General features: G+C 62.7%; 10 protein-coding genes. 1 reads left to right on the forward strand and 9 read right to left on the reverse strand.

What is annotated here, in order from left to right; translation table 11 throughout:
- Positions 1-232: 232 nt before the first annotated feature.
- From ABIA42_RS03715 to ABIA42_RS03745, 7 genes are all read right to left on the reverse strand, one after another.
- The gene (locus ABIA42_RS03715; protein WP_370115435.1) at positions 233-4,141 is read right to left on the reverse strand and encodes an RHS repeat protein; all 3,909 of its coding nucleotides are present in this window, start codon (positions 4,139-4,141) and stop codon (positions 233-235) included.
- Positions 4,142-4,215: 74 nt separating this feature from the next.
- The gene (locus tag ABIA42_RS03720; RefSeq protein WP_271526748.1) at positions 4,216-4,395 is read right to left on the reverse strand and encodes a hypothetical protein; all 180 of its coding nucleotides are present in this window, start codon (positions 4,393-4,395) and stop codon (positions 4,216-4,218) included.
- A gap of 283 nt (positions 4,396-4,678) precedes the next feature.
- Positions 4,679-6,070 (reverse strand): hypothetical protein, encoded by a 1,392-nt coding sequence (locus tag ABIA42_RS03725; RefSeq protein ID WP_370115433.1) that lies wholly within the window; start codon positions 6,068-6,070, stop codon positions 4,679-4,681.
- Positions 6,067-7,341, reverse strand: coding sequence for a glycosyltransferase family 4 protein (locus tag ABIA42_RS03730; RefSeq protein ID WP_370115431.1), 1,275 nt, complete (start codon positions 7,339-7,341; stop codon positions 6,067-6,069). Before ABIA42_RS03730 ends, ABIA42_RS03725 begins: the two co-directional genes overlap by 4 nt.
- Positions 7,342-7,370: 29 nt before the next feature.
- Positions 7,371-8,702: a hypothetical protein gene (locus tag ABIA42_RS03735; protein ID WP_370115428.1), complete on the reverse strand. Its 1,332-nt coding sequence runs from the start codon at positions 8,700-8,702 to the stop codon at positions 7,371-7,373.
- 109 nt (positions 8,703-8,811) lie between these two features.
- The gene (locus ABIA42_RS03740) at positions 8,812-9,945 is read right to left on the reverse strand and encodes a glycosyltransferase (protein ID WP_370115426.1); all 1,134 of its coding nucleotides are present in this window, start codon (positions 9,943-9,945) and stop codon (positions 8,812-8,814) included.
- 239 nt (positions 9,946-10,184) lie between these two features.
- Positions 10,185-11,288 (reverse strand): glycosyltransferase family 1 protein, encoded by a 1,104-nt coding sequence (locus ABIA42_RS03745; RefSeq protein ID WP_271526964.1) that lies wholly within the window; start codon positions 11,286-11,288, stop codon positions 10,185-10,187.
- A 185-nt stretch (positions 11,289-11,473) separates the two neighbouring features.
- Here ABIA42_RS03745 and ABIA42_RS03750 point away from each other — a divergent pair, with 185 nt between their 5' ends.
- Positions 11,474-12,364: an aldose 1-epimerase family protein gene (locus ABIA42_RS03750; RefSeq protein ID WP_271526743.1), complete on the forward strand. Its 891-nt coding sequence runs from the start codon at positions 11,474-11,476 to the stop codon at positions 12,362-12,364.
- Between the two features lie 28 nt (positions 12,365-12,392).
- Here the strand turns inward: ABIA42_RS03750 and ABIA42_RS03755 are convergent, their stop codons facing one another.
- Both ABIA42_RS03755 and ABIA42_RS03760 read right to left on the reverse strand, forming a co-directional pair.
- Entirely contained in the window at positions 12,393-13,241 is an 849-nt protein-coding gene (locus ABIA42_RS03755; RefSeq protein WP_271526742.1) for an MBL fold metallo-hydrolase, read from the reverse strand.
- 76 nt (positions 13,242-13,317) lie between these two features.
- Positions 13,318-14,064 carry a lytic transglycosylase domain-containing protein gene (locus ABIA42_RS03760; protein ID WP_370115423.1) on the reverse strand — a complete coding sequence of 249 codons (747 nt, stop codon included), beginning with the start codon at positions 14,062-14,064 and terminating at the stop codon, positions 13,318-13,320.
- Between the last annotated feature and the right edge of the window lie 32 nt (positions 14,065-14,096).

A 14,096-nucleotide genomic window follows, 5' to 3' on the forward strand; every position in this document is an offset into this window, starting at 1 on the left:
CTGCAGCAACAAGAAGGTCTCTTCTAGACAGCAATTGTGACGCAAGTTCGCAACCACCGCCAATCATGTGCAGTGCTGATGGGCTTGAACGAGCCGGGGTCGGTGCGGCTGTATCAGGTGAGTAGGCCGAAGGCGGTCCTTGCCTATTGTAGGCGCATCGGCCGCTTGCTGTGCGTGGGACGGGGATTCCCCCATCCCACGCTGCCTCGATAGATGCCAATCTGCCGCGACTTTAGACGAATACGAAGTCGTGGCTCGTCAGGCTGCTGACATAGATGTTCTTGAGAAGGATCGAGTCTTCGGCCGAGAACGTGATGAGCGCATTCGTGCCGGACTGCGTCATCTGCAGGTGACTGTAGTCCGCCGCCAGCAGCTTCGAGATCTGGATCACGTCGTGAGTTGTGCCGTCGCCGGCCTGGAAGTTGAGGATCTGGTCCTGGCCGTGATCGTAGGCGATGGTGGTCGAATTCGGCGCGGCCGAGAACACGTCGTTGCCGGCTCCGCCCTGGATCGTCACGCCGGCAGCGACGGCCGTGACGTTGTGGGTGCCGTCGGTCTTGGTCTGGTCGAAGAACTGCAGCGTGTTGGCGCTGTTGTAGCTCTCGTGCTGCGTCGTACCGGTCTGTCCGTTGAAGTTGAACAGGAAGACGTCCTTCGAACCGTCGGCGTTGTTGGCGATCTCCTGAGTCTTGACGCCGGCGCTGTTATAGATGTCGGTCAGCTTGCTGCCGTCGTCGTGGATGACCTGGGTATAGTCCAGCGTGCCGTCGGCATGGGTCCGGGTGAGCTCGACCAGCTTGCCCGAGGCATCGAAGTGCTGGTGCTGGGTTGTGTAAGACTGCCCGGTGACGTTGTAGTTCCAATTGTCCGACGTCCCGTCGGCGTTCTTGATATAGGCCGCGGTCTTCACGCCGGCGGTATAGACGGTCGTGGAGTTGTAGCCATCGCTCTTGGTCGTCACCTCGCTGGTGATGACACCCTTCGCGTCGTACCAATCGGAGGTCTTGGTGCCGTCGGCGCTCTGCGTCAACGTGAATGCCAGGCTGTTGTCGGCGTGTGTGCGCACGATGTGGGTGAGGAAGCCGGTGGAATCGTAAGTGTCGTGCTCCGTCGTGTAGTTCTGACCGACGACGTTGAAGAGATGGACATCTCTCGAGCCGTCGGCGTGATAGTCGGTCTCTGTCTTCTTGATGCCGGAGGCGTCGTAGTTGGTCACTACTCTGCTGCCGTCGTTGCCGACGACCTCGGTATAGTCGAGCGAGCCGTCGGCATGCCAACGGGTTACCTCGGTCGTCCGGCCGGCCGGATCGATGTGCTGGTGCTGCGTGGTATAGCTCTGGCCCACGATGTTGTAGCTGTAGTTGTCGTGGCTCAGGTCGGCGTTGATGATGTAAGCCGCGCTCTTCACGCCATTGGCGTAGACCGTGGTCGAGCTGTAGCCGCTCGGCTTCTCGAGCACTTCGCTGGTGAGAACGCCTTTGGCATCGTACCAGTCAGTTGTCTTGATCCCGTCCTTGCTCTGCACCAGCTTGAACGCCATGCTGCCGTCGGCGTGCTTGCGGATCAGCGTGGTGAGGAAGCCGGTCTCATCGTAGACGTCGTGCTCGGTCGTGTAGTTCTGACCGGTGATGTTGAAGAGAAAGACGTCCTTGCTGCCGTCGGCGTGATAGTCGGTCTGTTTGGTTCGCACGCCTGCGGCGTCGTAGTTGGTGACGACGCTGCTGCCGTCGGCATTGATGACCTGGGTATAGTCGAGCGTGCCGTCGGCATGCTTGCGGGTCACGGCCGTGACGTTGCCGGAGGGATCGACGTGCTGGATCAGCGTGGCGTAGCTCTGGCCGGTGATGCCATAGGCGTAATTGTCCTGACTGCCGTCGGCGTTCTTGATATAGGCCTTGGTCTTGATGCCGTTGCTGTAGAGGGTCGTCGAGGTGAAACCGTCGGCCTTTTGAACCACCTCGCTGGTGAGGCTGCCGGCGGCATTGTACCAATTGGTCGTCTTGGTGCCGTCCGCGGTCTGCATCAGCTTGAAGGCCAGGCTGCCATCGGCATGCAGGCGAGTCAGGGTCGTGAGGAATCCGGTCGCATCGTAGACGTCGTGCTCGGTCGTATAGGTCTGGCCCTTGATGTTGTAGGTCCAGACATCCTTGCTCTTGTCGGCATGATAGCTGGTCGCGACCAGCTTGACGCCCGTGGCGCTGTACAACGTGATCACGCTGCTGCCGTCGCTGTTGTAGACCTGGGTCGAATCCAAAGAGCCGTCGGCATGGCTGCGAGTGACCGAGGTGACCTTCCCCGAGGCGTCAAGGTGCTGAACCTGTGTGGTAAAGCTCTTTCCGATGACGTTGTAGGAATAATTGTCCTGCGAACCATCGGCGTTCTTGACGTAGGCGGCGGTCTTCACGCCGTTCGTGTAGAGCGTGGTGGAGTAGTAGCCGTCCGACTTCTGCACGATCTCGCTCAGGAGGGTTCCGGCCGTGTTGTAGGTGTCGGTGGTCCTGGTTGCGTCGGTGCCGACATGGACGAACTTCGTCTTCACACCGTTGGTGTAGCTGATCAGGTCCTGGGAACCATCGGTGTAGACGACGGTGGTCGAGGTCGGCTGTCCGCTTGAATTGAGGCCGGTGTCGGACCTCGACAGCAGCTTTCCGCTCGCGTCGTAAGTCTTCGTGTTGGTCCAGGTCGCGGCCGTATTCGTCACGGAGAACGAATATCCGCCCTGGATCTTGGACAGCGCGCTGCCGTAATGGGCAATGATGTAGTCCATCGTCGCTTTCGAGGCGACCGGCAGGACGTGCGAATCCGTCAACGTGATGGTCTGCAGCGCCGTCGACTCGCTCAGGTCGGACAGTTGCGGCACGATCTCGGCAGCCGTGCCGCTGACGCTGGCCCGGGTGTCAGGCGGAGTCGGCGTGGTCGGAGGCGCGTCGATCTCGATGATCAACGGGTGATCGCTGACCGGAATCGTGATGGTGCTGACGTCGGTGTAGCTGGCGATCGCCGTGGTTCCCGTCAGCGTGTCGTAGACCTTCACCGTATGATGCACGCCGCCGAGATTCACCGTGACCGTCTGGGCGCTGTTGGTTACCTCGGTGTCGGTAGCGTCGTTCCAGAGCTTCGGCTCGGCCCAGACGACGAGCTCGTAGGCGCCATTGCTCTTGCCGAGCACCATGCTGTTGCCTGTGGCCGGCATGTTGCTCAGGGTGTAGTTCAATGGATCAGTCGGCTGCAGGCCGCCCTTGCCGTCGTCGGCCAGGATGGTCGTCAGGTTGTGAATCGCCGTCGCGGCGAGCTTGGGCGTTCCGTCGGAGTTGAACAATCCGAAGTTGGCTTCGGGATTGGTGTTGCCCGCGGACGAGTCGCGGTCGAACAGCTCGTAGAGATAGGTCGCGCTGACACCGGCCTTGTAGGCATCGACCAGTGTGTTCAGGATCGATTTGGCCTGCACCGTCTCGTTGACGCCGAGATACTGGGTGTTGGTCTGCGTGGTGTAGCCGGTTTCCGTGATGACGACCGGCTTTCCCGGTGCCGCGGTCATGACGGCGCTCAGCGTTGCCGAGATTGAGCTGCTGGTGGTCAGGCTGGTGCTGACATAGGCATGCGCATTGGCGAAGTCGACCGAGCCCGACATGTCGCCGAGCTGGCTGTAGCCCTGGGGATCGTTGTAGGCCAGTGACAGATTGTAGACGGGGATGCTGCCGAGCGCGGCGTTGGCATTGACGGCCTGATAGAGCGCGCCCTGGAACTGGGCCGCGGCGGTGAGGCTGGAGCTGCCGTTGTAGCTGAAGGGCTGGTGATTGGCCTCGTTGAGACCCTCGATGGCGCTGATGCTGCCCGGATGGCTCGCCACGAACTTCTCGAGCGACGCGATATACTTCTGAAGCCCGGTCGTACCCATCTGGGGCAGGGCGGACGATACGAGGAAGTCGAACTTGTAACCGGCAGCGGCGAGCCCCTCGACCACCGGTTGCGCAGCCGGGCTGGTTCCCATCGCGTCGCGGAGATGGGTGACGCCGAGATATTCCAAATCGTCGACCATCAGCGCGAGATTGTTGTAGCCGGTCCACCCGAAGCCGGCATGTGTGTTGACGCCGATGGAGTTGATGAAGCCGCTGGCGGAGAGGATTGTTTGCTCAGACATTGCACACTCGATTTCAGCGCGAACCAAATTGCTCGCAGGGATTTGCGTTCAAGCTTCTCTGTCGAGTGTGAATTTCAGATAAAAACAAAGCTGCAATAGCTAGCGAAACGGGTTCCTTGTGCAGGAACAGATTCGCTCTGTTGCAGCATAACGTTGATTGCGATGCCGGAGCAGGATGGCGTGAGAAAGGCGCTTTCAAGAATTTTGTCGATCTCAACTGCTGAATGTGTGCGCAGGCTGCCGATTGAATCCATTCGACGGGTCGGGAACGGAGCGACGCTGCACGCTTGCAGTGCGTGATGTCGGCAAGGGGCTGTGCCGCGTCCGCAATCCTACGGAGTGTCATCCGCTCTTTCGTGCACCCCCCTGCACAGAACGTTTGCAGATGCCGTTTCTATGGGCGATTAAAGTATGTGAAATGCTCGGGAAGGGTTGTGATGGCTCGGTGATGGCGCACATCCGCTGCGGCAGCTGGCGGGGAGGCCGGTTCCGTCTCGGAAATCGGATCTGATTTGGCAGACTTGCGCGTGCGGCGGATCAGCCGCGGCGAGCCAGCATGAGAAAGTCCCCGCGCCATGCGATGATCGCCGTTGCGAGCGCGGCGATCATGATCTTGCCGGCGAGCCATGCCGCAGGCTCCGTCGGCATCGAACCGAGCGATCCGATCAGGATTGCGGCCACCAGCGCCTGCATGACCAAAGACCAGCGCGGGAATGCCTCAAACCGCAGCGTAGGACCGAGTGCGACCAGAATCGTTGCGAGGGTGGCCAGCGAAGCACAGCCCACCGCCGCTCGCGGCGACAGGCCGGCCGACACTGCGACCAGGGAGAGGGCGACAACGAGGGCGAGCTGCCCGGTGGCGACCAGGACCAGCCTGGTCGCCAGCTTCTCGAGGTGGGGGACAACGGCTATCGTCGCCTGCAAATGGGTATGCAGGAAGTAAAAGGCGGCAATCGCCGGCGCCGTCTCCAGGAATCCATCCAGGCTCTCGCGGGGCACCAGGATACGAGCGGCGTCTGGAATGAAGCCGACCAATCCGCCGAGCAGCACGAGGGTCGTGCAGATCATGAACTCGAACATGCGGCGTGCAGATTGCACTGATTTTGTGCCGGTCCCGTGCTCGAAATCGTTGACCACTTCGGGATAGCTCACGGTGTGGATCGCCGCATTGAGGACCCAGAAGGGACGTTGCAGCAGGTCGAGCGCGATCGAAAATCCGGCGCCAGCCCCCGTCGCACCCAGCCGGCCGATGACGATGACACGGAGCAGCACCGGCACAGACAAATGGATGACCGACGCGCCCGCGGCGAGCATGCCGTAGCGGGAGAAATCCTTCCAGTCGGCGAGCATCGTTCGCAGCGAAGCGCGCTCCAGGGGGGTGCGATAGGCCACCAGCCCGGCGAGGAGGCCCAGCGTGTGGCCGGCGGCAACGCCGAGCAGCGCCGCTTCGGCCGTTCCTGAGATCGCCGCGCCAGCGGCGGCCGCGGTCAGAAGGGCGGTGGCACGAAACGCAAGAAGAAAGGACGCGATGCCCAACCGATCAGACAAACGGACCGACAGGAAATAGAGATCCGTCAAGCCCTGAAGCACGGATATGCCGAGGCCCAGGGCGACGATCCCTGTCGGGAGCACGCTGGCCAGGGATGCGCAGCTCCCGACAACGACAAGCGCGCCCGCACTCGACAGGCCCGCCGCAAGGAGCGACCACCTCAACCGAGCCGCTTCGTTCTCCTTCGCTGCCGCCAGAAAGCGCAGTCCGGCGAGCTGCAGCCACTCGAACATCAGGACGCAGAGCAATTGGCTCGAGGCCAGTGCCAGGGAAAAATTGGTGTAGTCGGCGGCGGGCAACAGATGACTGATCGCGAAGATCAGGATGATCGCCGCGGCGCTTTGATAGACGTAGCCCGCCATCGCCAGGAGGCGTGTCATCTCGGAATGAGGCGCTCCTTGCCGACGGCCCGTCCCAGCGGCGCGTCGGCCGTTGCTGCGTGCAAGCGCGACATCCGCTGCTCGCGCAATTGCTCATACAGGTTCTTGTATGAAGACAGCACGTCGGCAAATACCCATTTGTTGGTATCCGCGATGAGGCGCCGGCTGATCTCGTCGATCTTGTGCGGATCCGCCGCGATTGCGAGCATGCTGTCGGCCAGGGATTGCGGATCGGCTTCGGTCAGCCAGCCCGTCACGCCGTGCTCGATGACCTCGGGCATGCCGCCAAAGGGCGTTCCGAGCAGCGGCCTGCCAGCCGCCTTGGCGTCTGCGACGACGAGTGGACCGGGGTCGTGCCAGATGGACGGCGCGACCACCACATCGACCTGCTTGTAGAAATCGTCCGGCGCCACGAAGCCCATGAACTCTATTCGCGCATCCCCCGAGATGTTCCGGAGGCGTCCTTGCTCCTCGTCGCTGACTCGACCGGCGATCATCATGCGGATGCGATCGCGCGGCAGCAGAGCAAGAGCGCGCATGAGGTTGTCGATGCCCTTTTCCTCCGTGAGGCGGCCTATGAACCCGAACGTTACTTCAGTGGTGCAGATCGGACGAGGATAGGGCTCACGTGGCGGCTCGGTCGAGGCGTTGCGGATCACGGTACGGATCGGCGTCTCGGTGAACATGCCCATGTCCGTATGAATGGACAGGACGCGCTCGCTCACGCCGACCACGGCACTGAGCCAATGCGTGGCGCGCTTGCGATGATAGCTCAAAATTCCGCAGCTCGTGCAAGTGCGCTCGCAAGACCGTCCCTTGTCGAAACGCGAGCAGCGCGGACAGGTCAGATAATAGTCGTGAAGCGTATGGAGCACCGGCACGCCGAGCTGGGCGGCAACGCGCCAGATCGCGGTGGTGAGACCCGACAGATTGTTGGAGTGCAGTACGTCCGGCTTGAAGGCCCGGACTCGTTCCGCGATCAGGGGCGCCTGCATCTGCCAGTCGTCGACCGCGTGCCAGATGCTGCGCAGCGCGACGTTTTTCTGTTCGGTGAAAGGCAGATAGATGTTCTGCACCGGCGCGGAATAGATGTTGATGCCGTTGCAGGATTCGCGAGCCTGCTGGGGCGCCGGTGCGGCCCGTATCACCTCGACCTCGTCTCCGCGCTGCACCAGGCCTTCGGCGAAACGTCGCGCGAAGATCTCCGCACCGCCAACGATCTTTGGTGCCTGAGGTGTCGGATAAAGCGTGGACGTCAAAAGAACTTTCATCGCGTAACCTCGTGTTTGCAAATTCACGCCTACCGCGCCGGCCGTATCTCCAGGGCGGGAATGGCACCGTTGTTGACTGCAATAAGAACCGGTGTGCTCGAAACCGGAATCCAGGCCCTGGACGCCGGTCTTGCCGCCGAATCGCACGGCATCGCAAAAGTTGCTCCTTCCTGATCGTCCTTGAGCCGGATTTCGTAACGTCGGTCCGGGGCCTCGGACCAGACTGCAATTCTGCCGCCAGACGCCGTTGACGCATTGATCGACACGACGCCGCTGGCGAGTTCTCGTCGCTCGGCACTCAGGCTGGAGCGAATGAAAGCCCAGGCGCCCTGGGCCGCACAGGCGACGGGCTTTGGCGTATTGTCGAAACGGTAGAGGCCGAAATTGTCCTCCAGCTCCGATGGATTCCTTCCGCTGTCCTTGAGCTCATAGAGCCACATGCCCTTGAGCCAGCGTGCCGCGGTCGACGCCCACAGGATGAGCTGTGCCGTATTGTCGGCCTGGGCCTGTTCGTTGACGCCGCATTTGTTGGTGGCCGTGGTCCACCCGGTCTCGGTGACGTAGATCGGGAAGTCAGCGTTTCCGCTCGCCTGACCGACGAGCCGATGGAACGCGGTGAGCCGATCGATGATCTCGGCGGAGGTGCGTTTGCTTGGGCCCATGCAGAAATTGTAGAGATGGATCGAAGCCCCGTCCGCGTACTGAAGAATGCCGGTTCGCAGCATCTTCTCGGTCCATGTCCAGCCCGGATCATCGCCGAGCGCCCCGACCAGGAAGGGCGCATTCGGCGCAACCCGCTTGACCGCCGGGCGTGCGATCTCCGCGAGCGCCAGATAGTTTTCCGGTGAGAACGCGGCATCTTTCTTTGCCGCCAGGTTCCATTCGTTCCAGAGCTCGAAGAGCGGGTGTTGCGCCACAACCGATTGCGCCGCGGCCGCAGCATAATCGGCAAACCGCTGCCGGGCTTCATCGGTCGTCGGTGGTGAGGAATTCGGAACGAGATGATGGCCGAACGCAAGGATCAGGAGCGGGCGCGCGACGCCGGATCTGACCTGCGCCTCCAGCCTGCCGAGTCTGGGCGTGAAGCCCATCCGCCGTCCTGCCGTTTCGAAATCGGACCAGGGGAAGTCGTCGCGGAAGGAGTTGAGGCCGAGTTGCTTGATCTGGGCGATGTTCTCTGCAGGCACGTACCCGCGCGCGCTCACCGGCCCGCCCAGCCCCTGATGGGTGCCGACACCCAGCAGGAATCGGGCATCGAGCGGTTGAGCGTGCTGAGCGCAGGCCGGGACCGACAGGAGAATGGACGAGATGAAGGCCGCGAGGCGGACACTGTCGCGAATCAAGGTGCGTGGGCGTGTCATGGTCTAGGTCATGCTCACGCGCGATACACCGGCGGTGACACCAAACCCGGCTTGGTGGATCGCCATCGCGATCTCCGGCATCTGCGAGGGCAAGCGTGCATGTTGATCGTCACTTTGAGAGATCCGATTGCAGCCCCGCCTTCGCTGCGATCGGCGTCCGGTCGTCCTGAAGGAGCTCGACATAGATCTGCTGCAATTGTCCATGCGTCTTCTGAACGTCATACAGCTGCTTGAACCGGTCGTAGCCGCGCTGCCCCAGCACCTTGAGATCGAGATCCAGTGCCCGCCGGAAACCGTCGACGAGCGGCTGAACGGCGACGGGCTCGCACAGCACGCCGGTGACGCCATCGACGACGATCTCGGGCAATGCGCCGCTGCGGAACGCCAGAATGGGCTTGGCCGCGCGCATCGCCTCCAGGGCAACGAGGCCAAAGGCTTCCCATCGTGATGGGATCACGACGAGGTCGGCGGCCTCGAGCTGGGTCTCGATGGTTGGGCGGTCCAGCCAGCCCAGCAGGGACACGTTGGAGGGGACGGCCGGGCCTTCGTATTTGTTGACGACGGAGGCGCCGATCATGCGGACGTCGAGGACATCCTCGAGCGAGCGAGCCGCTTCGATCAGGAGATCAAAGCCCTTCTGCCGGTCCAGACGACCGATGAAGAGGACCTTGACCTTCTTGGAAGTCCATTCCGCCGCAACGGGCTGCAGCGTGCGGCTCTTCGAGATGCCATTGTGGACGACGGTGAGGCGGTCGGCGGGAATTCCCGCGCGGACCGCCTCGTTGAACTCGTCGCCGGAGATGCAGATGATTCGGTCCGACGTGCGCGCGAGAAGGTTCTCCGCCGCCTTTGTCACCACGTGACTGAGGCGGCCGGTCTCGCGCGAGAACGCCCAGCCGTGCGGACAATAGACGACGCGCGGTCCGCCCGAGCGGGCCGCCAGCGCGGGCCGGAGCACGAGGCCCGCAAACGAGGAATGCAGGTGCACCACGTCCGGTCTGAAGGCATCCAGCGCCTGCATGCTTGCGCGCAGCATCTGCAATAGCCCGGCGATGCTGCGGCCGGATCGCTCGAACGTCGTAATCTGGTTGTCATCGACGGCGGCGAGATCGCGACGATGATCCGAGGGAACGACATAGTGCACGTTCTCGGCGCCGAAGCTCGCCTGTTGCTGTGGATGTAACTCATTCAGGTAGCTTGCAATCCCGCCACGAATCGTCTCGGCGACGTGCAGCACTTTCATCGTCTGTCTTGCATAAGGCTGCGTCGGAGAGCCGGACATCGTGCATCCTCGTTCTGAGCTTCACTGCTGGCGGAACAGTTCCTCGAATCCGTAGCGATATTGGGGCAGCGATGTGGTGTTGTTGCGCCGCGATCGCTGCAAGAGCGAAAAAAGTTTCTGATGGAACCATGCAAGGAGCCGCGAGTTGCAAACGGTTTGTGCAAGAACCATTGCGCGCAATAGGCGAGTTGCGCCGAGCTTCAAGCAGCGCTGGCGATGTGCGCCGGTCGTTCGAGGTGATCGAGCAGCGCCTTCGCCGACTTCTTCCACGAATAGAAGGCAAGGCGATCCTGCTGCCGCATGCGTTCCTGGTCCGAGATCGCGCCGATTGCCAGTCTTTCGAGCATCAGCTGCTTCAGCGCGTCGGCATCGGTGGCGCGAAAATACGCAGCCGCGTCACCGCATGTCTCCACGACGGCGTCAGCCATCGAGGCGATGACCGGACAGCCGAAGATCATGGCTTCGAGCGGCGGCACGCCGAACCCCTCGTAGAGCGAGGGAAACACGAATGCCGATGCATGCGCATAGAGAGCTGCAATCTCGCTGTCCGTCAGACGCCCTGCAAGCAGCAGGCCGGAAACCCCTTCGCCCGAATTGTCTTGAAAGACCTTGCTGTTATCGCCTCCGACGATGACCAGTGGAACGTCGGCCCGGTCGAGCAATTGGACGGCGCGGATCGCAACGGCGAGATTCTTGTTCTTGGTCTTCGAGCCCACGAACAGGAAGAATTTCTGCGGTTGAATGCCCAGTCGCGCAAGGATGCCGGGGTCGGGCTTCGTAGCGGCGAAGTGTTCGGCGCTGTTGGGGAAGATGGGAATGTTCGGTGCCGATAGATTCAGCACCTCGGCAAGTTCTCTGCGGGAAAATGCCGACACCGTCGCGATGGCTGCGTGGCGGGCGAGCAGCCGCCCCATCGTGCGATGAACGGTCAAGTAGCGCCAGTTGAAGAAGTCGGGTCTGCGAAAGACCTGGGCGTCGTGGAGCACGACGATGTGGTCGCGATGGAAGACGGGGCCGGAATTGGCCAGACTGATCAAGCGGCCTCCGGCCGCGGCGCGAGCGAGATCGATCTGATCCCAAGCGTGCCCATGCAACCGGCCGACCGCGCGAATCTTGATCCGATCGAGATGAAGGGTCTCGCTTGCATCCGCTGGTGTCAGCAACTGCCACTCGGCGTTGCGCAGCGAGGCAGGAGTCTGCTCCGACGCCAGGAGCACGTCGATCGCCTTGACCATTTCAGCGGCATAACGCTGAACGCCGGTGAGCTTTTGCGACAGAAAGCGGCCGTTGATGAAGAACTTCAATTGGCTACCACGGGATTTCATCGGCTTCAGGTCGGATCGGCCTCGGGGAGACAGACGGTGATTGAGCCAACAGAGCAATCGTTGGGTACGGAAATATGACGTAGCGCTCGATCGGCGCCAAAACGTTCGAGTTGCATGATCGGCGCTGCCTTGCTGCGGGTGGGTTGGGGGTGTAGACGTCAGGCATGAGTGACGATACCTACTCTCTCCGCAGCGGCTCCCTCACGGCAACCATCAAGGCGCACGGTGCCGAGCTGTGCTCGCTGAGGGACGACAGCGGCATCGAATTCGTTTGGCAGGCGGGGCTGGAATGGCCGCGTCACGCGCCGCTGCTGTTTCCGATCGTCGGGCGCCTCGCCAACGACGAATTGCGGCACCGGGGCAAGACGTATCGGATGACCCAGCACGGCTTTGCCCGCGACAGCCGCTTTGCATGGGCGGAACGCCGCGAGAGCCGCTGCACCCTGGTGCTCGATGACAGCGAGGCGACGCGCGCGCTCTATCCGTTCGCGTTCCGGCTCGCGGCCGCCTATGCCATCGATGACACCGGCCTCGACCTGACGCTCACGATTGCCAACACCGGCAAGGAAACATTGCCGGCGTCGCTCGGTGGTCATCCCGCCTTCAATTGGCCGCTCCGGCCCGGCCTGGCAAAGGAGAGTTATGCGCTGACTTTCGCGCGCGCGGAGTCGTCTCCCGTCCGTCGTCTCGATGGTGGACTGCTGCGGCTTGCAGCGGAGCCGAGCCCGGTCAAGGGCAACTCGCTTCCTCTGTCCGACTCCCTGTTCACCGACGACGCCATCATCTTCGACCGGATCGAGAGCACGTCGGTCCGCTATGCCGCGGGGCAGGGTGCATCGACCGGGCCGTGGTTGGAAATGTCTTGGCGCGGCTTCCGCGAGCTCGGCGTCTGGTCGAAACCGTCAGGTGCGCCGTTCCTCTGCATCGAGCCGTGGCGCGGCCATGCCAGTCCCGCCGGCTTCGACGGCGAGTTCGCCGACAAGCCGGGCCTGATGCACATTGCGCCGGAGGCGCAAGAGCAACTGTCGTTCCGGATCGAGGTCGGATCGTCCTGAGGCCGGAGGGCGGGCTGATCGACGGGCCTCAGACCTCGATGCGCGTGAGATCCTCGCCGAGCACGACGGGACCCGAATAGTCCTGCCGCACATCGTCAAGCAGCGCCTTCAGCATGGTGTCGTCGGTGCGCGGCCGGTGATGGGTCAGCGCCAGCTTCCTGACGCCGGCCTTGGCCGCGATCTTGCCGACCGTGTCGCCGCAGGCGATCGTGTATTTGGCAAGCCGGCGGAGGTGCTCGTTGTTGATCTCGGGCGTTGCGAGGAAGCAGCACTGGACGAGCAGGTCGGCTCCCTCAGCCAGTCGCTCGAGCCCGGGGCAGGGGACGGTGTCGCCGGAAATCGCAACGACCTTGCCCTCCGCTTCGAAGCGGTAGCCGAGACACATCCAGCGCGCGAGGAAGGCCGGCGGCATGTCGAGGCCGTCACCGTGCGAGACCGGCTCGGCACTGATCTTCCATCGACCGGTGTCGAGAACAGGACCCGGTACGATGTCCGTTGCGACGACAGGCTTCCAGCCGCCGAAGGTGGGCTCGCCCTTATCCCTCCATGTGATGTCCTTGTCGTAAACCTGCGTGATCAGCGTGCTGACGAGCCGCTCGGTATCCGGCGGTCCATAGATACGGAGCTCGTCCTTGCGCCCGTGCATCCATGAATTGAGCATCACATCATAGAGGTCGCCGATGTGGTCGAAGTGATGGTGCGTGAGAAAGACCGTGTTGATGGCGCCGAGCGGCACGCCGGCCTTGCTGAGCTGCACCACGACGCCGCGGCCTGCGTCGAACAGGATGTTCTCGTCGCCGAGCCTGATCAGCGTGGTCGTCGCCATCCGGCGCGGGTCCGGGCGCGGGCCACCGGTGCCCAGCAGTACGACCTCCATGGCGCCACCTCCCAGGTGCGGACTCTTGCGACACACAGTAGATGGGGAGCTCGCGGCGGGGCAAGCCGGCTCGCCGTCAGCGCGATGCGACGCGCTTCCATCTGGATCCGATGCGCGCCTTGATTTGGCTGATCCGGGCCTCGTGCGCGGCCCAATAGGCGCGGCTGGCGGCCGCGGTGCCCTGACGATAGCGGGCATAGACCGTTTTGGGCTGCACCGGCATCTTCGGGCGGCTCGCCGGTTTTGCCGGAGCCGCAGCAGCGAGCGGGGGCGCCGCATCGGGAGCAGCCGCAGCTGCGGTCCCTGCCGGCATCGCGTTCATGGCGAGGAGACGGTTACGGGCTCGATTGCAATAGACCTGCGACCGCGCGGTCATCTCTTCTTCGCCGTGACCTGCCCGGTACTTCATCAGGGCGCGGCAGAGGTCCCCGCCCGCCAAGTGCCAGGCCCGGCTGAGATAAAGCACCCCGTAATGGATATTGACGTCCAATTCTGCGAGTTCCGCATTGCTTCCGCGGAATCCCAGCATCGCCGCCGTCTCGGGCCGCACCTGCATCACGCCGATTTCGCCAACGCTGCCGACGACCGCCGGATTATAGCCGCTTTCGACGAAGACGACCGCTTCGGCGATATCGGCCGGCAAATTGGTCTTTGCGGTTTCTCTCTCGATGATCTTCCGGATCATGGTCCGGGATGACGGCGTTTCGCCGGCGCCGAGCTCGGTCCCGGCGCTGGAGATCGTCGACGTCGTGTGCGGCCCGTCGATATCGCCGTCGCTCGCATGTGCGCCGATCGGGGCCGACAACAGCAGCACGACCGCCACGTGTCTCCACGTCGCGCCCAGACTGAAGTGTG

The organism is Bradyrhizobium sp. USDA 327 (genome assembly GCF_041262065.1).
Classification (GTDB): domain Bacteria; phylum Pseudomonadota; class Alphaproteobacteria; order Rhizobiales; family Xanthobacteraceae; genus Bradyrhizobium; species Bradyrhizobium liaoningense.

Excerpts from the sequence above, each read along its gene's own strand:
- ABIA42_RS03730 (WP_370115431.1), bottom strand. The coding sequence starts at position 7,341 with ATGAAAGTTCTTTTGACGTCCACGCTTTATCCGACACCTCAGGCACCA.
- ABIA42_RS03750 (WP_271526743.1), top strand. The coding sequence starts at position 11,474 with ATGAGTGACGATACCTACTCTCTCCGCAGCGGCTCCCTCACGGCAACC.
- ABIA42_RS03720 (WP_271526748.1), bottom strand. The coding sequence starts at position 4,395 with ATGGATTCAATCGGCAGCCTGCGCACACATTCAGCAGTTGAGATCGAC.
- ABIA42_RS03740 (WP_370115426.1), bottom strand. The coding sequence starts at position 9,945 with ATGAAAGTGCTGCACGTCGCCGAGACGATTCGTGGCGGGATTGCAAGC.
- ABIA42_RS03755 (WP_271526742.1), bottom strand. The coding sequence starts at position 13,241 with ATGGAGGTCGTACTGCTGGGCACCGGTGGCCCGCGCCCGGACCCGCGC.
- ABIA42_RS03725 (WP_370115433.1), bottom strand. The coding sequence starts at position 6,070 with ATGACACGCCTCCTGGCGATGGCGGGCTACGTCTATCAAAGCGCCGCG.
- ABIA42_RS03715 (WP_370115435.1), bottom strand. The coding sequence starts at position 4,141 with ATGTCTGAGCAAACAATCCTCTCCGCCAGCGGCTTCATCAACTCCATC.
- ABIA42_RS03735 (WP_370115428.1), bottom strand. The coding sequence starts at position 8,702 with ATGACACGCCCACGCACCTTGATTCGCGACAGTGTCCGCCTCGCGGCC.